Source organism: Rhizobium sp. T1470 (assembly GCF_042140505.1).
Lineage (GTDB): Bacteria > Pseudomonadota > Alphaproteobacteria > Rhizobiales > Rhizobiaceae > Rhizobium > Rhizobium favelukesii.
On record NZ_CP148091.1, the window covers coordinates 3,877,224 to 3,895,895 of the forward strand.

Genomic DNA, 18,672 nt, shown 5'->3' on the forward strand with positions numbered 1-18,672 from the left:
CTGCCCATCAGGCCCCATGAGTCGCGTTGGCGGCCTTGGTGTTGATGCTCGGTTGCACCGACATGCCAGGACGAAGGTCGCCGCTGGCGGCGCCATTGCCATCGAGCACGATCTTGACCGGGATACGCTGCACGACCTTGGTGAAATTGCCGGTCGCGTTATCAGGTGGCAGTAGCGCAAACTCCTGGCCGCTGGCCGGCGCTATGCTGTCGACATGACCGTGATATGTGCGGCCGGGGAACGTATCGACTTCGATGTCAACCGGCTGGCCGGCATGCACGTGGGTCAGCTGCGTTTCCTTATAGTTCGCAATCACATAGGCCGCATTCGTCGGGACGACTGACATCAACTGCGTACCCGCTTGGACGTACTGACCCACGCGCAGCGTGCGGTTGCCGACGGTGCCGTCAACCGGTGCCACGATCGTGGCGTAGGAGAGATTGAGCTCGGCCTGACGCTCGAGGGCCCGGCTGCGGGCCAGAGCAGCTTGTGCCTGAGCAAGCTGGACCGGGGCGTAGCCGTTGGTGGCAAGGCTCGAATAGCGTTTGTTGTTCTGCTCGGCGAACGTCTCGTTGGCCTCGTCAACCGCGACGGTGGCGCGGGCGGCAGCGATCGTCGATTGCTGGATAGCGAGGGCCGCCTGCTTGGCATTCAGCGTGGCCGCAGCGGCGGAAACGTCGGCTTTTGCCTGGTCGAGCGCGGTCTGGAAATCGCGATCATCGATGCGCGCAAGCGGCTGGCCCGCCTTCACCGGCTGGTTGTCATTGACAAGCACCTCGGCCAGATAGCCCGAGACCTTGGGGGCGATCGTGCCGTTATCCGCCTTTACATAGGCGTCATCGGTCGACACGTGGAAGCGACCGACCGTCCAGTAATCGTGCCCGTAATAGGCGCCCGCGGCCACGATCGCGAGGGCCGCCGCGCCAAGCAGCAGCGACCGGCCCGGTCGCCTGCGGGATTGCGGCGCCTTGGCGGCAGCGCGTGGCGCCTCCGCTTGCAGCGGCCTGCCGGCCTCAAGCGTTTCCTCGGCCGCCTCTACCACCTGTTCAGTGGTCGGGGCGCTGTTGTTGTTCAGAGCATGCAGCTTCTGGGCGGTCATGGTTTTCTCCGGATCATGGCCGCCGTCGGGAGGGCTGCGGCTCCTGATGCATAAAAAGGAAAATTGACATTTTCCAATGTGTGCTCTATAAAATCGATGTCAACATGAATTTGGAAAATCGTGATGGTCCCAAATCACAAGATCGAGAGAAGGCCCCGTGGCAGACCGCAGGCGCGGTGCGACGAGGACACCAGAAGCGTCATCATCGAGGCTGCGAACAAGCAGTTTCACGAGAATGGATATGCGACGGCGAGCATCGCGGCGATCGCGCAGGAAGCCGGCGTCTCGACGAAGACGCTCTACCGACTCTTTCCAACAAAAGCCGACCTTTTCTCGGATCTGATTTCCGATCGCATCGGCCGCTTTCTGTTGGCGCTCGACCCGACCACGCTGGCGGCAGCTGATCTGCGCCAGGGGCTGGAGCGGATGCTGATGGCCTACGGCATGCTGACGCTCTCAGAAGACACCATCACGATGATGCGCCTTGTGATCGGCGAGTCCGACCGCTTCCCCGAGATCGCGGCTTCGTTCTATGAAAACGCCATCGTCAGAACGAATGCGCTGATGGAGGGATGGCTGCGCAAGCAGGTCGATCGCGGCGTCATCGCCCTCGCCGACCCGCATGCCGCCTGCGGGATGCTGCGCGGCATGATGGCCATGGAGCCCCAGCGCGCCGCAATGTTGCGCCAGCAGCCGGCCCCCGGGATCGAGGAGATCGCCGCGCGGGCAAAAATGTGCGCCGATCTGTTTATGAACGGTGCGGCAGTCGTTCCGGCATAGAGGCCGTGCTTGAGCGCGAAGACCGGCGTCAGGCGGTCCTTGCAAGCTCCTTGTCGATCGCCGAGACCAGCCGCTGATCCTCGGCGGTGACATCCGGCGCAAACCGCGCAGCCACCTTGCCGTCGCGACCGACCAGAAACTTTTCGAAATTCCAGAGGATTTCACTGTTGTCGCCGCTCGCCAGGCCGTTGTTGCGCAGCCGCTCCCGCATCGGACCCTCGCCAATGGCAGTACCGGCAGCGGCTGTCAGCAGTTGGTAAAGCGGGTGCTTGTCCTCGCCCTTTACCGAGATCTTCGAGAAGATCGGGAATTTCACGTCGTAGGTCAGGGTGCAGAATTCGACGATCTCGGCATCCGTGGCAGGCTCCTGCCCCTTGAAATTGTTTGCCGGAAAGGCGGCAATCACGAAGCCGCGCTCGCGCTTGTCCTCATAGAGCTTCTCAAGCCCTTCGTACTGGACGGTCAGACCACATTTGGAGGCGACATTGACGACCAGCATCACCTTGCCACGGTGATCGTTCAAAGTCGTCTCGCGACCATCAGCCAGCTTCACGGGTACATTCAAAATATCAGTCATCGCAATCTCCAGCATGAATTTCGCTGCGGAAGCTATACCCACCCATACGTTTGTCCAGCGGGCAAACGCAGTCCACTGGCAAAATCAATGAAAACAGCTAGTTTGCCCCGAGAGCACGGGAGGTGCGACGTAAGATGGTGCTGGAATTGCTGGTGGCGGTCGTTGTCTTCGCCTTGCTCATGACAGCCTCGATCGGAACGATGCTGACTTATTCGAAGCTGCCGGTCCATCACCGCCAGGACGAAACGAACACCGTCGTCCGGCTGGTCGCCAACATCTTCGTCGTCATGACCTCGCTCGTCTTCGGCCTGATGATCAATTCCTCAAAGAACACCTTCGCCGAGATTGACAAGAACGTTCACGCCTTCGCAACGCAGATCATCCTTCTTGACCGGACATTGCGCACCTACGGCCTCGAGGCCAACGAAACCCGTAAGCGCCTGGAAAACTACGTCGAAAACGCCCTTAGCAATCCAGTTCGGGCGCCGGATCCGCTGGTAAAAAGCGACCGCACGAGCGAGCTTGCTCTCAACGCGGTCGGCGACAGTCTTGCGCTGATCACACCAACCAACCCGGGGCATGTTGTGCTGTGGAACGACGCCCGCCAGCAATATCAAAGGATCGTCGAGCAGCGCTGGATCATCGTCGAACAGTCGGAGGGCGTCATCCCCCGGCCGCTCATCACGATGTTGACGGCGTGGCTGACACTGATTTTTGCCAGCTTCGGCTATCGCGCGCCCAGGAACGTCATCGTTGTCCTGATGTTCTTCATATCTGCGCTGCTGATATCCTTATCGATCTTCGTCGTGCTCGACATGGATGTTCCGTTCGCGGGCTGGATCGAGATTTCCGACACGCCTCTCCGCCGGGCGCTGGCTGAGCTTCAACGGTAGCAGCGCCCGATTGCCGCGCCATCGAGAACCGACAGCACGGCGCGACGCCTCATCAGGCTCAGCGAACCGCCACCGCTGGCCAGTCGATGAGATCGGCGTTGGCGCCGGCGAGCGTATCGCGGCTTGGGGCCACGACATCATGGGGAAAGCCAAGCGGAATGCTTGTCGGAAAGCTGAGCAGGTGTGCGGGGGCCGATGATCGGCAGCGTGCCCTTGTGCAGCAGCCATGCAATGGCGATCTGGCCGGCGGAAATTCCGGTTTCCTCTGCGATGGCAATCAGAGTGTCGACGGCTGCGGTCTTGCGCGGCATCGCTCTCCCCGTGAATGACGACGCCGAGGCCCTGCTGCCGGCCGGTCTCTCCCTCGAGAAGTGCCGATTATGTTAACATATGATTATTTAACTCGAGATGACCTCTATCGATGGGACATTCGCGTCTTGACGGCCATCGTCCCGCGTCCTGGACGACGGACCACGGCGCCCACTTGCACGCAGAGAGTTTTGCTGGCGCAGCGGGATTGAATAGCCGCCGGCGCGGCACAGTTATCCTTCAGGAGTCTTCTGCCGCCCAGTCTCAGTTTCCGGAAGAGCATGACAACGCATCAGATCCTCGCCTTTGGCGTCATCGGCCTGATGATGGCAGTCTTCATCTGGGATCGGTTCCGCTATGACGTGGTCGCCTGTTGTTCTCTCGTCCTGGCGGTGGCGGTCGGCATCGTCCCTTTCGACAAGGCATTTTCGGGTTTCAGCGATGACATCGTCATCATCGTCGGCAGTGCGCTTATCGTCAGCGCCGGCGTCGCGCGCTCGGGAATCGTCGACACGACGATCAAGCGCTTCTTCCCCAACCTGAACAAGCTGCATGCGCAGCTTGCCCTGCTGCTCATTGTCGTCGCGGTTCTTTCCGCCTTCATCAAGAACATCGGCGCGCTTGCGATCATGATCCCGGTCGCTTTCCAGTTTGCCCGCAAAACCGGGAGATCGCCATCGCTCTACCTGATGCCCATGAGCTTTGCTGCCCTTCTCGGCGGGCTAATGACCCAGATCGGCACCTCGCCGAACATCGTGGTCTCGCGCCTTCGCGGCGAAATTACCGGGGCGCCGTTCACTATGTTCGACTTTACGCCCGTCGGCGCGACGCTCACTCTGGTCGGAATCGTCTTCCTGATTTTCTTCCACTGGCTCGTTCCCGAGCGGCAGAACGAGAATCCGTCGCTGGAGGAAGCGCTGGATCTCAAGAACTACTTCTCCGAAGCAACCGTGGTGGAGGGCTCGAGCTTTGAAGGCAAGGAGCTGAACGGGATCCTGCAGCTCGGCGATGGGGAAGTGGTCGCAACTGCGATCCTGCGCGGACATTCGCGCCTCTCGCCATTCCCTGACGTCCTTCTAAAGGCAGGAGATACAATCCTGCTGCAGGGGCGCCCGGAAGCGCTGGACCGCGTCGTTTCCAATGCCAAGCTCAAGCTTTCCGGCAAGCCGATTCCCGAAGCAAAAGCCGAAGGAGACGTGACCTCAATCGAAGCGGTCGTCTCATCGGAATCGATGTTGATCGGCTGGTCTGCACGCCAGCTCTCACTGTGGAACCGCCGTCGGATCAACCTGCTTGCCGTCAGCCGCCATGGCCACCGGCTGACGGAGCGGCTGAGCGAAGTGACACTGCGCGCCGGCGATGTTCTTGTGTTGCAGGGCAGCCGCCGAAACTTGCCGGCGTTCCTGCAGGAATTCTCCTGCCTTCCTTTGGCGCAGCGCGACATCATGCTTGGCAGGCCGCGCAGGGCCTATGTGCCGCTGCTGATCCTCGCGGCCGCGATGGCCGTGACGGCAGCCGGAATGGTCCCGGTTTCGGTCGCCTTCTTCTGCGCCGCACTGGCGATGGTCGTCTTCCGGGCGATTCCGCTTGCCGAGGTCTACAAGGCCGTGGACGGACCGATCCTGATCATGCTTGCAGCTTTGATCCCTGTCTCCGACACACTGCGAACGTCCGGTGGCAGCGATCTGATCGCCGGATGGCTCGGGCACTTTGCGGCCCAGATGCCGCCCTTTGGCGCATTGGCGCTGATCCTCATCACCGCCATGGCGGTGACACCGTTTCTCAACAATGCGGCGACGGTCCTGGTCATGGCGCCGATTGCGGCGAGCTTTGCCCAAGCGCTCGGCTATAGACCCGAGGCCTTCCTGATGGCGGTCGCCATCGGCGCCGGTTGCGATTTCCTGACGCCGATCGGCCATCAGTGCAACACGCTGGTTTTCGGCCCCGGCGGTTATCGCTTCAGCGATTACCCCCGCCTCGGCCTGCCGTTGTCCTTCATCATCGTCCTCGTCAGCGTGCCCGCACTGCTCCATGTCTGGCCAGTTCACTGACGCTATTGCCCATTTTCCTTGACGCGCGCGGTCGAATATGGCCTTAAGGCCAGCCAAATGGGCAATCGGCGACGACCAGGGGCAGTGCCCTTTTCCGGCCGGTTTCCTGATCCAGTTATCTGCATTCTTTCCGGCCGAACGTCGCTTTCTCAGGAAAGCCGTCCGGCATCATTTGACGGGCACATAAAATGACAGCTTCCGGCGTCCGCGTCCGCATTGCTCCCTCGCCGACCGGCGAGCCGCATGTCGGCACAGCTTACATCGCTCTCTTCAACTATCTTTTCGCTAAGAAGAACGGCGGCGAGTTCATCCTGCGCATCGAAGACACCGATGCGACGCGCTCGACCCCGGAATTCGAAAAGAAGGTGCTGGACGCGCTGAAATGGTGCGGGCTCGAGTGGAAGGAAGGCCCGGACATCGGCGGTCCCTATGGTCCCTACCGCCAATCGGACCGCAAGGAAATCTACACGCCCTACGGCCAGGAGCTGTTGGACAAGGGCCATGCCTTCCGCTGTTTCTGCACGCCCGAGCGTCTGGAAAAGATGCGCGAAGAGCAGCGCGCCGCCGGCAAGGCGCCGAAATATGATGGTCTCTGCCTGAAGCTCACCGCCGAGGAAGTCACCTCCAAGATGGCAGCTGGCGAAAGCTCGGTCATCCGCATGAAGATCCCGGCCGAAGGTTCCTGCGACTTCACCGACGGCGTCTACGGCGATGTCAGCATTCCGTGGGACTCGGTCGACATGCAGGTGCTGATCAAGGGCGACGGCATGCCCACCTATCACATGGCGAACGTCATCGACGACCACCTGATGAAGATCACTCACGTCGCTCGCGGCGAAGAGTGGCTGGCCTCGGTGCCGAAACACATCCTGCTTTATCGCTACTTCGACTGGGAAGCACCGGTCTTCATGCACCTGTCGCTGATGCGCAATGCCGACAAGTCGAAGCTGTCAAAGCGCAAGAACCCGACCTCGATCTCCTACTACTCCGCTCTCGGCTACATCCCGGAAGCGCTGATGAACTTCCTCGGTCTGTTCTTCGTACAGATCGCCGAAGGCGAAGAGCTGCTGACGATGGACGAGCTCTCCGAGAAGTTCGATCCGGACAACCTTTCCAAGGCCGGCGCGATCTTCGACATCCAGAAGCTCGATTGGCTGAACGGTCGCTGGATCCGTGAGAAGCTGTCGGAAGAAGAATTCCAGACCCGCGTGCTTGATTGGGCGATGGAAAACGATCGGCTGAAGGCCGGCCTGCGCCTGTCGCAGTCGCGTATCTCCAAGCTCGGCGAACTTCCGGATCTCGCGGGCTTCCTGCTGAAGTCCGATCTCGGCCTCGACCTGTCGGCCTTCGCCAAGATCAAGTCGCCGCCGGAAGAGATCCTCGAGATCCTCAACACCGTCCAGCCGGATCTCGAAAAGATCCTCGAATGGAATGTCGAGACCATCGAGGCCGAACTGCGCGCTATTGCCGATCGCATGGGCAAGAAGCTGAAGGTCGTCGTGGCGCCGCTCTTCGTCGCCGTCTCCGGGTCGTCGCGCTCGCTGCCGCTATTTGACTCGATGGCGATCCTCGGCCGCTCGGTCGTGCGCCAGCGGTTGAAACTGGCGTCGCAGGCCGTGGCGTCGCTCGTCGGCCCGAAGAACTGAAGGCTAGAAACATGACTGATAAAAACGAAAAGCGCACAGCAACGGCAAACATCATCGAACAAGATGATACGCTCAAATCCACTGGCTTGTCTTCAGACGCCACTCAAGTGCGCGCCCAGAAGCTCGAGCTGCTGCGCGAGCAGATCGGCGACGTCTATCCGGCGCATTTCCACCGCACCATCACCAATGCGGAGCTGGTCGAGAAGTACAAGGACCTCGAAGCCGACGTCGAGACGCAGGACATCGTGACCGTTGCCGGCCGCGTCTACTCCTCGCGCAACTCCGGGATGTTCATGGATATCCATGATGCCGGCGGCAAGATTCAGATCTTCAGCCACAAGGACACCACGCCGGAAGACGCCCGCGCCCTGCTGCCGATGATCGACATCGGCGACATCATCGGCGTCACCGGCGTCGTGCGTCGCACCAAGCGCGGCGAACTCACGATCAACGCCCAGAAGATCGAAATGCTGACCAAGTCGCTGCTGCCGATGCCTGAAAAGTGGCATGGCCTCACCAACATCGAGGCGCGCTATCGCAAGCGCCACCTCGACATCATGACCAACGATGAGTCGAAACTGCGCTTTCAGCAGCGTTCGAAGATTGTCTCCGGCATCCGTCGCTTCATGGAAAACGACGGCTTCATGGAAGTCGAAACACCCATGCTGCACTCCGTCTATGGCGGTGCCACGGCCGAGCCGTTCAAGACGCATCACAACACGCTGAAGCTCGACATGTACCTGCGCATCGCGCCGGAGCTGTTCCTGAAGCGCACGCTGGTTTCGGGCCTTACCGACAAGGTGTTCGAGATCAACCGCAACTTCCGCAATGAAGGCGTCTCGACCCGGCACAATCCTGAATTCACCATGATGGAGTGCTACTGGGCCTATGCCGACTACGAGGACATCATGGACCTCGTCGAGCGGCTGTTCGAAAGCCTGGCGCTGTCGATCCACGGGACGACGGAGTTCCCCTTCGGCGACAAGACGATCTCGTTCAAGGGCCCGTTCAAGCGCGTACCGATGCCCGACGCCGTCAAGCAAGTGACCGGCATCGACTTCCTCAGCCTCAAGACCGACGAGGAAGCTCGCGCTGCCGCCAAGGCTGCCGGCTTCGCGGTCGAGAAGGACTGGACCTGGGGCGAATGCCTTGCCTTCATCTTCGAGGAGAAGGTCGAGGCGACGCTCATTCAGCCATCGCATGTCACGCATTTCCCGAAGGACATCTCGCCCTTTGCCAAGGAAGTGCCGGGCGAGCCGCGCCTCGTCGAGCGCTTCGAGACCTACTGCAACGCCTGGGAACTCGGCAACGCCTTCTCGGAGCTCAACGATCCGGAAGAGCAGCGCCGCCGCATGGTCGAGCAGCTGGAGCAGGCACATGCCCGCGGTGAAAAGGAAAAGCAGCTGGACGACGAATTCCTCGATGCGATCGACCAGGGCATGCCGCCGGCCGGCGGCCTCGGTATCGGCGTCGACCGCCTGATCATGCTCTTGACCAACGCCCCATCGATCCGCGACGTCATCCTTTTTCCGGCTCGCCGTAGCAAGGCTGACTGAAACAGGCACACTTGAATAGAGAAAAGGCGGCGGCCCGATGGGCTCGCCGCCTTTTTCTTTTCGAACCGTCAGTGACCGGCAGCCGGTGCCGCTTCTTCCGCCGCAGGTTGCTCAGCAGGCGTAGCACTGTGCCCGCCGCCCTCGGCCGGCTTTTCTTCCTTCGCCTCTTCCGCCTTCTCGCCCTTGCTCTTGCCTTCGCCACCCTTCGTGGCAGCGACAGCGATCGGATCGATACAGTCGGAGTATTCGTTAAAGGATGCGTTCAGGGCCGTAATTTCGTCTTCGGGCAAATCGACGCGTTCGCCGAAGAACAGCCCGTTGGCGGCAGCCGACCCGTCGTAATAGCGGGCGGTATAGGCCTTGGCCTGCGCGCTTTCGAGAACGGCATCGGGATGCGGTATGTAGACGACGTCGGCGCCGATCGCCCGGCCGCGAATGTCGGATCGCAGCGTCGGCCCATTGGTATCGAGGACGACGACCTGCACCAGATCAGGCTTCTGCGCATCGTAGACCGCCTTGGCCACCCGAAGCGCGGTCTTGACCCGCGTCATGCCATCTGTCGGCTCGGTCTTGATATACTTGCGGATCCAGACCCGGTTCTGCTTCTTGATGGTGACGAGATTGACGTCGGTGCAGGAGAGACCGTTCATTGTTTCCGCGGAAAGGCCCAGGATCCTGTCTTTGCCGATAAAAAGCGCGGCACCGCCGGAGACGCCCCCGAGAAGGGCGACGCCAGCGATGATAAACACCAATTTCCGGGAAGGCCGGAAGATGCGCAGTAGGGCCTTCACGCCAACTGCTCCGCCATTGACAAGCTCCAACGCAATACGAGTGGTTTCAACGCTAGAGAAATGACGTTTCTGAATACTTAAACGAGCCCTCCAAGTTTGCGCCAGTATGGGATTAGCACCAAAAAAGGTCCAAGCTTTCCCGATGCTTGCCAATGTCCTTATGGCCATGCTCTAACGGCGCATGGCCTTCACCCTTCGCCAGATTCAGTATTTCGTTGCCGTCGCCGAACAGGGCTCCGTGACGCGCGCCGCGCAGAACCTTTCGATCTCGCAATCCTCGGTTACGGAAGCCCTGAAGGAGCTGGAAACCGACCTCGGCGTCGAGCTTTTCGAGCGCCATCCACGCGGCCTGACGATCACCCACAACGGCCACCAGTTCCTGCGCCACGCGACGAAGATCCTGGCGAGCGTCACTGATGCTCGCACCAGCTTTTCCGGCAAGCAGAACGAGATTTCCGGAACGCTCAACATCGGCGTCACCTCGCTCGTCGCCGGCTATGTCCTCTCCGATCTCCTGGCGCGCTATCGCCGCGCCTGTCCGGGCGTCGAAGTCAGTGCCATCGAGGACAATGGCGGCTATCTTGAACACCTGCTGGTCGGCGGCGAGTTGGATGTGGCGGTCATGGTCATCTCCAACCTGCGCGACCGCATGGCCCTGCAGGCGGAAATCCTGGAAACCTCGCCCTACCGGCTGTGGCTGCCCATGGGCCATCCGCTCGTCTCTGCCGACATCATTTCCGTCGCCGACATCGCCCGTGAACCGCTGATTATGCTGACCGTCGACGAAATCGAGGAAAACACCGGCAAGCTGCTGTCGGCGCTCGGCGCGCGTCCGCATGTTGCCTTCCGCACCCGCTCCGTGGAAGCGGTCCGCAGTCTGGTCGCCACCGGCGCCGGCGTGGCGCTGCTACCCGATCTCGTCTATCGCCCTTGGTCGCTGGAAGGCGATCGCATTGAGAGCCGCGACGTGTCCGGCTCGCTGCCGGTCGTCCAGGTCGGCATGGTCTGGCGCAAGGGCTCCAGTCTGCCGCAAGCCGCGCGCGACTTCGTCGGCATCGCCGAAGCGCTTCGATCCGGCCGGCCTCGCTGACGATTCTGGTACAATATCGGAAATTCCGATATCGGCTTTCTGATAAATGAATTTGCGAAACCGGAAAATTCGTCGCACCTTTTCAACCGGGAACATAACGCCACGAAAAGTGGCACAACCGGGAGACGGACGATGAAATATCTTCTGAAATCGTGCACCGCGGCCCTCGCGAGCCTGAGCTTCGTGACGCAGGTTGCCGCCGCGGAGCCGCTGAAGGCGCTGGGCAACGGTGAAGGTGCGGTCAGCATTGTAGCCTGGGCGGGCTACATCGAGCGTGGCGAAAGCGACAAGAGCTACGACTGGGTCACCGCCTTCGAAAAGGAAACCGGCTGCAAGGTTTCCGTCAAGACGGCGGCGACGTCTGACGAAATGGTCTCGCTGATGAACGAAGGCGGCTTCGATCTCGTCACCGCCTCCGGTGACGCATCGCTTCGCCTGATCGCCGGCAAGCGTGTGCAGCCGATCAATACCGACCTCATCCCGAGCTTCAAGAACGTCGATCCGCGCCTGCAGAAGGGCCCGTGGTACACGGTCAACGACGTCCACTACGGCGTTCCCTACCTTTGGGGACCGAACGTGCTGATGTATAATACCGATGCCTTCAAGGGGAAGGCACCGAGCAGCTGGAAGGTCGTTTTCGAGGAAGAGACCCTTCCGGACGGCAAGTCCAACAAGGGTCGCGTCCAAGCCTATGACGGTCCGATCTACGTTGCCGATGCCGCGCTCTACCTGATGGCGCACAAGCCGGAACTCGGCATCAAGGATCCCTATGAGCTGAACGAAGATCAGTACAAGGCGGCCCTCGACCTACTGCGCGGCCAGCGCAAGCTCGTTTCGCGCTACTGGCACGACGCGATGATCCAGATCGACGACTTCAAGAACGAGGGCGTCGTGGCCTCCGGCTCCTGGCCCTTCCAGGTCAACCTGATGCAGGCTGACAAGCAGAAGATCGCCTCAACCTTCCCGGAAGAAGGGGCGACCGGCTGGGCCGATACGACCATGCTGCATGTCGACAGCGAGCATCCGAACTGCGCCTACATGTGGATGGAACATTCGCTGCAGGCCAAGGTCCAGGGCGATGCCGCTGCCTGGTTCGGCGCCGTACCTTCGGTTCCCGCAGCCTGCAAGGGCAACGAACTGCTGACCGATGAAGGTTGCGCAACGAACGGCTATGATCATTTCGACAAGATCAAGTTCTGGAGAACGCCGACGGCCAAGTGCACGACGCAGGGCGAGTGCGTGCCGTATCACCGTTGGGTCTCCGACTATATCGGCGTGATCGGCGGACGATAATCTCGCCCGCAACCTCACCGTCTCCGTCAGCGGAGAAGACGCCCTTTGAGGGGCAGACGAGGGGACAACCGAAGACAAGAGCGGACGTCCGAGCGCTGCGCGGCGACGGAAAGCCGACTTGTCCCCTCGTCGAAGCCTTTGGGCCACCGCCTTCCTGCGGGGAGGACGAGACATCAGACACAATCCCGGAGTTTACAATGACCCCCGCCGTCCGTTTCCAAAAGGTCTCACGCCATTTCGGGCAGGTTCGCGCCGTCGATGGCGTCAATCTCGAAATCGCGCCGGGCGAATTCTTCGCCATGCTTGGCCCTTCCGGATCCGGCAAGACGACCTGCCTGCGCCTGATCGCAGGCTTCGAGCAGCCGACGGGCGGCCACATCGAAATCTTCGGCGAGACAGCCGAGGGCATTCCGCCTTATCGCCGCAACGTCAACACCGTCTTCCAGGACTACGCGCTCTTCCCGCATCTCAACATTCTCGACAACGTCGCCTACGGGCTGATGGTCAAGGGCATCGGTAAGGCGGAGCGCACCAAGGCTGCCGAGCAGGCGCTGGAGATGGTGAAGCTTCCCGGCTATGGCGCGCGCAGGCCCGGACAGCTTTCCGGCGGCCAGCGGCAGCGCGTGGCGCTCGCCCGCGCCCTCGTCAACAAGCCGAAGATCCTTCTCCTCGACGAACCGCTCGGCGCCCTCGATCTGAAGCTGCGCGAGCAGATGCAAGAAGAGTTGAAGAGCCTGCAGCGCGCGCTCGGCATCACCTTCGTCTTCGTCACCCATGACCAGGGCGAGGCCCTGTCGATGGCAGACCGCGTCGCCGTCTTCAACAATGGCGGCATCGTCCAGGAGGGCACGCCGCACGACATCTATAGCCGCCCGAAGACCCGCTTCGTCGCCGATTTCGTTGGCTCCTCGAATGTCATCGCGCCCGAGGTGATGACTTCGCTCGGCGGCGAGACGCGTTGGGCGAGCCTGCGCCCGGAAGCGATCCATCTCGCTGGCGACGGCGTCGAGGCGCGCGTCCAGGCCGCAAGCTTCCTTGGCGCGGCAACCCGCCTCTCGGTCGATATCCGCGGCACCCGCCTGCATGTCATGCTGCCGGCCGGCACCAACGTGCCGGATGTCGGCACGAGCGTCCGTCTCGTCTGGCAGCCCGTCGACGTGCACTACATGGATGACGCAGCATGACAGCGCTTGCCCTCACCAAGCCGGCCGAGCTGCGGGAAACGTCGATCCTGCCCGGTCGCGGCGGTTTTTTCGGACAGCTCTCCGATGCCTTCTGGCGGCATCCGAAGCTGCTGCTCTTCCTGATGCTGACGCCGCCACTTTTGTGGCTCGGCATCATCTACATCGGCTCGCTGATCGCACTTCTACTGCAGAGCTTCTTCTCGATCGACGATTTCTCGGGCCTGGTGAACTACGAGTTCACGCTCGCGACCTATGCGCAGCTCCTCAGCCCGACGAACTTCGACATCATCATCCGCACCATCGTCATGGCGGCTTTGGTGACGCTGGCCTCCGCCGTCGTCGCCTTCCCCATTGCCTACTATGCCGCCCGCTACGCGCAGGGCAAATGGAAGGCGCTCTTCTATCTCGGCATCATGCTGCCGCTTTGGTCGAGCTACCTCGTGAAAATCTATGCCTGGAAACTCATCCTCGCCAAGGAAGGCATTCTCACCTGGATCTTCGCCAAGCTGCACCTTTCCTGGCTGCTCGACGGTGTCCTCAACCTGCCCGTCATCGGCGGCAATTCGCTCTCGGTCAGCTATCTCGGCACCTTCCTCGTCTTCGTCTATGTCTGGCTGCCCTACATGATCCTGCCGACTCAGGCCGCACTGGAGCGTGTCCAGGCCAACCTCATCGAAGCCTCCGCCGATCTCGGTGCAACCCCGAGCCAGACCTTCCGCACGGTGCTCTTCCCGCTGGCGCTGCCCGGCATCGTTGCCGGCTCGATCTTCACCTTCTCGCTGACCTTGGGCGATTACATCATTCCGCAAATCATCGGCTCGTCGCGCCTTTTCATCGGCCAGGCGGTCTATGCCCAGCAGGGTACCGCCGGCAACGTCCCGCTCGCGGCAGCCTTCTCCGTCGTCCCGATCGTCATCATGGCCATCTATCTTTGGCTTGCCAAGAAACAGGGGGCCTTCGATGCGCTCTGACCGTTCACAGCGTTCACCGCTGCTTCTGAAGATCGCCGCCGCGGGTGGCCTGCTCTTCCTGCATCTGCCGATCCTCTTGATCTTCGTCTACGCCTTCACCACCGAGGAGAGGAGTTATCAGTGGCCACCGCCGGGTCTGACGACGCAATGGTTCGCCGTTGCGTGGAACCGTCCCGATGTCTGGTCCGCGCTCGGCCTCTCCGTGCAGGTGGCCTGTGTTGCCACCGCCATCGCTCTGATACTCGGAACGCTTTGCGCAGCCGCGATCAGCCAGACGAAGTTCTTCGGTCGTGAAGCGATCTCACTCCTCGTCATCCTGCCGATCGCGCTGCCCGGCATCATCACCGGCATTGCGCTGCGTTCGGCCTTTAGCCTGTTCGACATCCCTTTCTCGGTCTGGACGATCGTGCTCGGCCACGCGACCTTCTGCGTCGTTGTCGTCTACAACAACGCCGTCGCCCGCTTCCGCCGCACCTCCGGCTCGCTGATCGAGGCGTCGATGGACCTTGGCGCCGACGGCTTCCAGACCTTCCGCCATGTCATCCTGCCCAATATCGGCACGGCGCTGCTCGCCGGCGGCATGCTTGCCTTCGCGCTGTCGTTCGACGAGGTCATCGTGACCACCTTCACCGGCGGCCAGCAATCGACGCTGCCGATCTGGATGCTCGAAGAACTCATCCGTCCGCGCCAGCGCCCGGTCACGAACGTGGTCGCAATGGTCGTCGTGCTCGTCACTTTCCTGCCGATCCTGGCAGCCTACTACCTCACCCGCGACGGCGATCAGGTCGCCGGAGCCGGCAAATAACCCAGAGTGGGATGCGGAAAAGTGTGAAGCGGTTTTCCGCCCACATCCCACTCGACCAACGACAAGGGAGAACATCATGGACACCGCGATGCTGATTGGATCCCGCTTCGAAGCGGGCACGGAAACGGAAGAGCACATCCTGAACCCGAAGACGGGCGAGACAGTGCTTGACCTGCCGGAAGCCTCGCTTGGCCAGATCGACGCCGCCGTCGATGCCGCCGACAGCGCGTTCAGGAGCTGGTCGCAGACGACACCGGGGGAACGCTCCGGCTACCTCCTGAAGATCGCCGATGCGATCGAGAAGGCGGCGCAGGGCTTTGCAACGCTGGAAGCGCTGAACTGCGGCAAGCCGATCAACGCCGTGCTCAATGACGAAATCCCGGCGATCGTCGATTGTTATCGCTTCTTCGCCGGCGCCGTGCGCAACCTGCATGGACCGGTCGCTGGAGAGTATCTGCCGAACCACACCTCGATGATCCGCCGTGACCCGGTCGGCATTGTCGGCTCGATCGCGCCGTGGAACTACCCGCTGATGATGATGGCCTGGAAGCTCGCTCCGGCCATCGCCGGCGGCAACACCGTCGTCTTCAAACCCTCCGAGCAGACGCCGCTGACGGCGCTGAAGATGGCGAAGCTCCTCGCCGATATCCTGCCGGAGGGCGTCGTCAACGTCATCCTCGGCCGCGGCGAGAGCGTCGGCAATGCCCTGATCAACCATCCGAAGATCGGCATGGTCTCGATCACTGGCGATGTCGCCACCGGCAAGAAGGTGTTGCAGGCTGCTGCCAAGACCGTCAAGCGCACGCATCTGGAGCTGGGCGGCAAGGCGCCGGTCATCGTCTTCGACGACGCCGATATCGATGCCGTCGTCGCAGGCATCCGCACCTTCGGCTACTACAACGCCGGCCAGGACTGCACCGCCGCCTGCCGCATCTATGCCGACGCCAAGGTCTACGACAAGTTCGTCGCCGACCTCTCCTCGGCCGTCTCCTCGATCAGGTTCAATCAGGCCGACGACACCGAAAACGAGATCGGCCCGCTGATCTCCAAGCGCCAGCGCGACCGTGTCGAAAGTTTCGTCACCCGGGCTGCCGAGCACAAGCACATGGAGGTCACGACGGGCGGCAAGTCATCGGGCGAGAAGGGCTTTTTCTTCGCGCCGACCGTCATCGCCGGCGCCACGCAGGATGACGAAATCGTTCGCCGCGAGGTCTTCGGTCCGGTTGTCTCGGTCACCCGCTTCAGCGATGTCGAGGATGCTGTCACCTGGGCGAACGATAGCGATTACGGCCTCGCCTCGTCGGTCTGGACCAAAGACATCAGTCGCGGCATGAAGACGGCCGCCCGCCTGCAATATGGCTGCACCTGGATCAACACCCACTTCATGCTCACCAACGAGATGCCGCATGGCGGCTTGAAGCAGTCCGGCTACGGCAAGGACATGTCGGTCTACGCGCTGGAAGACTACACCGCCGTCCGGCACGTGATGATCAATCACGGCTGACCTGCGCCGGGCCGAATGGCCCGGCCGCCACACAAACAAACATGCAAAGGGGAGCCTACATGAAACGCCGTACCATTCTTGCCGCCCTCGGCGGCATCTGTCTCGCCTCGACCCTTGCCGGAATGCCGGCTTATGCTGCCGACCAGACGCCGCTGGCGGTCGTGGAACAGTATCTGGCTGCATGGAACGCCCATGACGCCGCCAAGGCCGCCTCCTATTTCGATGAGAAGGTGAGTTATTACGACGCATCCGTCGGCAAGCCGACAGTCGGCAAGGCCGAAGCCAAGGCTGCCGTGATTGACAACTTCATGACCGCCGTGCCCGACTTGAAATGGATGATGCGCGGCGATCCGATCGTCAGCGGAAACAAGGTCTCGTTCGAGTGGACCTTCACAGGAACGAACAGCGGTGCCTGGGCGGATGGGACGGCCGCCACCAACAAGTCCTTCTCGTTCGACGGCGCCTCGGTCTTCGTCATCGAGAAGGGAGCGATCAAGCAGCAGTCCGACTATTACGACGCCCTTGGCTTCTACAAGCAACTGGGCCTGATGTAGCAGACTGCCTCGCCGCGTGCCTGCCGACGTGGCAAACTTGCCTGCGCGAAGCACTGGCGCCTGACGGCCATACCAATTGTGGGCCATCGGACATGGAACCATTCTCTTTGTCCCGCGTCATCGTGACGTGGAACACGGAGGAAATCATCCATGCTCAAATGGGCTCTCATATTTTTCGTTGTGTCTCTGGTCGCCGGCTTCCTCGGTTTTTCCGGCGTCTCAGCGGCAACGGCAACGATCGCGCGGGTTCTGTTCGGCATTGCGCTGGTAATCTTCCTGATCTTCCTCGTCCTCGCGCTGTTGGCTGGCAGTGCGGTGTTTTAGCCCGCTGCCAGGCGTTGAGCGGCGAAAAGAGGCACCGGTTCCTTGAAGCCTTTCAGGGACACAGCTCCCAGCCCCTGGAAGGCAAGACCACGTGCTGCCGCTTCGGCGGCAGCACGTGTGTTGGGGCAGACGAGAGTCTGCGAAGGCCCTGCGACGGAAGAAACACGCGCCGCGAGATTAACCGTCCTTCCGAAGATATCGCCGTCACGCGGCACCACCTGTCCGGTAGCCACGCCGACTCGCACAGGCGGCAACTCATCCAAACGGCTTTTCTCCACCAGCGACAACGATGCTTGCACCGCAGAAGCCGCGTCCGGGAACAGCATCATCACCCCATCCCCCAGCGGCTTGACGATCCGTCCGTCGAACGCGCACGAAAGACGTTGCGCGATTGCTTCAAAGCGGGCGGCCTTCTCGGCGGCGGAAACGTCACCGATCTCATGCGTCAGCCCGGTGAAACCGGAGAGATCGGCGAAGGCCGCGGCCGGCAAGCTCTCCTCGTCACCAGGTTCCAGGCCGTGCTCGCGCAGCGCATCCTGCAGCCTCCCGACGATGTTGTCGAAAACCGCCTCCTCCAGCATCCGCCGCTGCAACAGGAAGAGCATTCGGAAACCGATCCGCTGCAGCGACAGCCGCTTTGCGGCGGAAATCTCCAGAAGATGGCGATAGCTCAGGCCCGCATTCAGCATCGGCTCCTCGACCTCGCCGCGGAAGAGGTCGCGCATCGTGTCGACGCAGCGGCGAACCGCATGACCGAAGACGCGCAACACCCGCTCCATGCAACCGAGGCACCAAGCTGTGTGCACTCCCTCAAAAGCCGGATGAATTCTACATCGTCCTCGCGAAGCGGCTGATCCACCGAAAGCGGCGGCAGACTGGCGCATGTCCTCACGCCATTGAGCATGTCGAGATCGATTTGGCCTGCCGTCATCTCAGCCAAAACCAATGTCTCGGTCATCATCACCGGCTCGAACATCAGCTGATTGGCGAACTCCAGAGAAAAGATCTGCCGCTTCAAACCTCCGCCAGCACATCAAGGCCGATGCCGGCATCCTGCAGGGCAAGGATCAATCGGAGCTGGCTGACATCGCTTGCGGCATAACCGGCATGTCCGGGGCCGATGATCTGTAAGCGCTCGAGATTGCTGAGGCGGACATCGTCGCAGCCAGCAAGTGCCAACAATCTCTCACGCCGCAACGCTTCCATCACGGCAACCTCTGGAGAAGGAGATTGCTTCATACATCC

General features: G+C 61.4%; 19 protein-coding genes. 13 read left to right on the forward strand and 6 right to left on the reverse strand.

The features are described 5' to 3' along the window. Positions 1-7: 7 nt before the first annotated feature. Positions 8-1,099 (reverse strand): HlyD family secretion protein, encoded by a 1,092-nt coding sequence (locus WGT02_RS19470; RefSeq protein ID WP_208249642.1) that lies wholly within the window; start codon positions 1,097-1,099, stop codon positions 8-10. A 123-nt stretch (positions 1,100-1,222) separates the two neighbouring features. Between WGT02_RS19470 and WGT02_RS19475 the strand changes: the two genes are divergently transcribed. Continuing rightward, entirely contained in the window at positions 1,223-1,879 is a 657-nt protein-coding gene (locus WGT02_RS19475; protein ID WP_072375460.1) for a TetR/AcrR family transcriptional regulator, read from the forward strand. A 28-nt stretch (positions 1,880-1,907) separates the two neighbouring features. Here WGT02_RS19475 and WGT02_RS19480 read toward each other — a convergent pair whose 3' ends face one another. After that, positions 1,908-2,456 carry a glutathione peroxidase gene (locus WGT02_RS19480; protein WP_208249640.1) on the reverse strand — a complete coding sequence of 183 codons (549 nt, stop codon included), beginning with the start codon at positions 2,454-2,456 and terminating at the stop codon, positions 1,908-1,910. 134 nt (positions 2,457-2,590) lie between these two features. Between WGT02_RS19480 and WGT02_RS19485 the strand changes: the two genes are divergently transcribed. Then, the gene (locus WGT02_RS19485) at positions 2,591-3,349 is read left to right on the forward strand and encodes a DUF4239 domain-containing protein (RefSeq protein WP_024314912.1); all 759 of its coding nucleotides are present in this window, start codon (positions 2,591-2,593) and stop codon (positions 3,347-3,349) included. A gap of 137 nt (positions 3,350-3,486) precedes the next feature. Here WGT02_RS19485 and WGT02_RS19490 read toward each other — a convergent pair whose 3' ends face one another. Further along, positions 3,487-3,660: an aldo/keto reductase gene (locus WGT02_RS19490; RefSeq protein ID WP_231052208.1), complete on the reverse strand. Its 174-nt coding sequence runs from the start codon at positions 3,658-3,660 to the stop codon at positions 3,487-3,489. 279 nt (positions 3,661-3,939) lie between these two features. Here WGT02_RS19490 and WGT02_RS19495 point away from each other — a divergent pair, with 279 nt between their 5' ends. From WGT02_RS19495 to lysS, 3 genes are all read left to right on the forward strand, one after another. Then, positions 3,940-5,709, forward strand: coding sequence for an SLC13 family permease (locus WGT02_RS19495; RefSeq protein ID WP_024314913.1), 1,770 nt, complete (start codon positions 3,940-3,942; stop codon positions 5,707-5,709). A 188-nt stretch (positions 5,710-5,897) separates the two neighbouring features. Further along, a complete protein-coding gene (gene gltX, locus WGT02_RS19500; protein ID WP_024314914.1) occupies positions 5,898-7,355 on the forward strand; it encodes a glutamate--tRNA ligase in 1,458 nt (485 codons plus the stop codon). Positions 7,356-7,366: 11 nt separating this feature from the next. Then, positions 7,367-8,911: a lysine--tRNA ligase gene (gene lysS, locus WGT02_RS19505; protein WP_225039744.1), complete on the forward strand. Its 1,545-nt coding sequence runs from the start codon at positions 7,367-7,369 to the stop codon at positions 8,909-8,911. Between the two features lie 68 nt (positions 8,912-8,979). On the opposite strand, the gene WGT02_RS19510 is transcribed toward lysS, so the two are convergent. After that, positions 8,980-9,702, reverse strand: coding sequence for a hypothetical protein (locus WGT02_RS19510; RefSeq protein ID WP_208249638.1), 723 nt, complete (start codon positions 9,700-9,702; stop codon positions 8,980-8,982). Between the two features lie 181 nt (positions 9,703-9,883). Here WGT02_RS19510 and WGT02_RS19515 point away from each other — a divergent pair, with 181 nt between their 5' ends. From WGT02_RS19515 to WGT02_RS19550, 8 genes are all read left to right on the forward strand, one after another. Next, entirely contained in the window at positions 9,884-10,792 is a 909-nt protein-coding gene (locus WGT02_RS19515) for a LysR family transcriptional regulator (protein WP_024314917.1), read from the forward strand. 132 nt (positions 10,793-10,924) lie between these two features. Continuing rightward, entirely contained in the window at positions 10,925-12,085 is a 1,161-nt protein-coding gene (locus tag WGT02_RS19520) for an ABC transporter substrate-binding protein (protein WP_024314918.1), read from the forward strand. A gap of 197 nt (positions 12,086-12,282) precedes the next feature. Continuing rightward, the gene (locus WGT02_RS19525; protein WP_208249636.1) at positions 12,283-13,269 is read left to right on the forward strand and encodes an ABC transporter ATP-binding protein; all 987 of its coding nucleotides are present in this window, start codon (positions 12,283-12,285) and stop codon (positions 13,267-13,269) included. Further along, complete coding sequence (locus WGT02_RS19530) at positions 13,266-14,240, forward strand: ABC transporter permease (protein WP_024314920.1); 975 nt, start codon at positions 13,266-13,268, stop codon at positions 14,238-14,240. The genes WGT02_RS19525 and WGT02_RS19530 overlap by 4 nt, the downstream gene beginning before the upstream one ends. Then, positions 14,230-15,045, forward strand: coding sequence for an ABC transporter permease (locus WGT02_RS19535; protein ID WP_024314921.1), 816 nt, complete (start codon positions 14,230-14,232; stop codon positions 15,043-15,045). The genes WGT02_RS19530 and WGT02_RS19535 overlap by 11 nt, the downstream gene beginning before the upstream one ends. Before the next feature lie 76 nt (positions 15,046-15,121). Further along, the gene (locus tag WGT02_RS19540) at positions 15,122-16,549 is read left to right on the forward strand and encodes a gamma-aminobutyraldehyde dehydrogenase (protein WP_024314922.1); all 1,428 of its coding nucleotides are present in this window, start codon (positions 15,122-15,124) and stop codon (positions 16,547-16,549) included. A 59-nt stretch (positions 16,550-16,608) separates the two neighbouring features. Further along, complete coding sequence (locus WGT02_RS19545; RefSeq protein ID WP_024314923.1) at positions 16,609-17,103, forward strand: ester cyclase; 495 nt, start codon at positions 16,609-16,611, stop codon at positions 17,101-17,103. A gap of 150 nt (positions 17,104-17,253) precedes the next feature. Beyond that, positions 17,254-17,427, forward strand: a complete 174-nt coding sequence (locus tag WGT02_RS19550; RefSeq protein ID WP_024314924.1) for a DUF1328 domain-containing protein — start codon at positions 17,254-17,256, stop codon at positions 17,425-17,427. Here the strand turns inward: WGT02_RS19550 and WGT02_RS19555 are convergent. Continuing rightward, positions 17,424-18,152, reverse strand: coding sequence for an adenylate/guanylate cyclase domain-containing protein (locus WGT02_RS19555; RefSeq protein ID WP_245272543.1), 729 nt, complete (start codon positions 18,150-18,152; stop codon positions 17,424-17,426). The genes WGT02_RS19550 and WGT02_RS19555 overlap by 4 nt on opposite strands. A 289-nt stretch (positions 18,153-18,441) precedes the next feature. Beyond that, positions 18,442-18,666 (reverse strand): hypothetical protein, encoded by a 225-nt coding sequence (locus tag WGT02_RS19560; protein WP_141652554.1) that lies wholly within the window; start codon positions 18,664-18,666, stop codon positions 18,442-18,444. Positions 18,667-18,672: the final 6 nt, after the last annotated feature.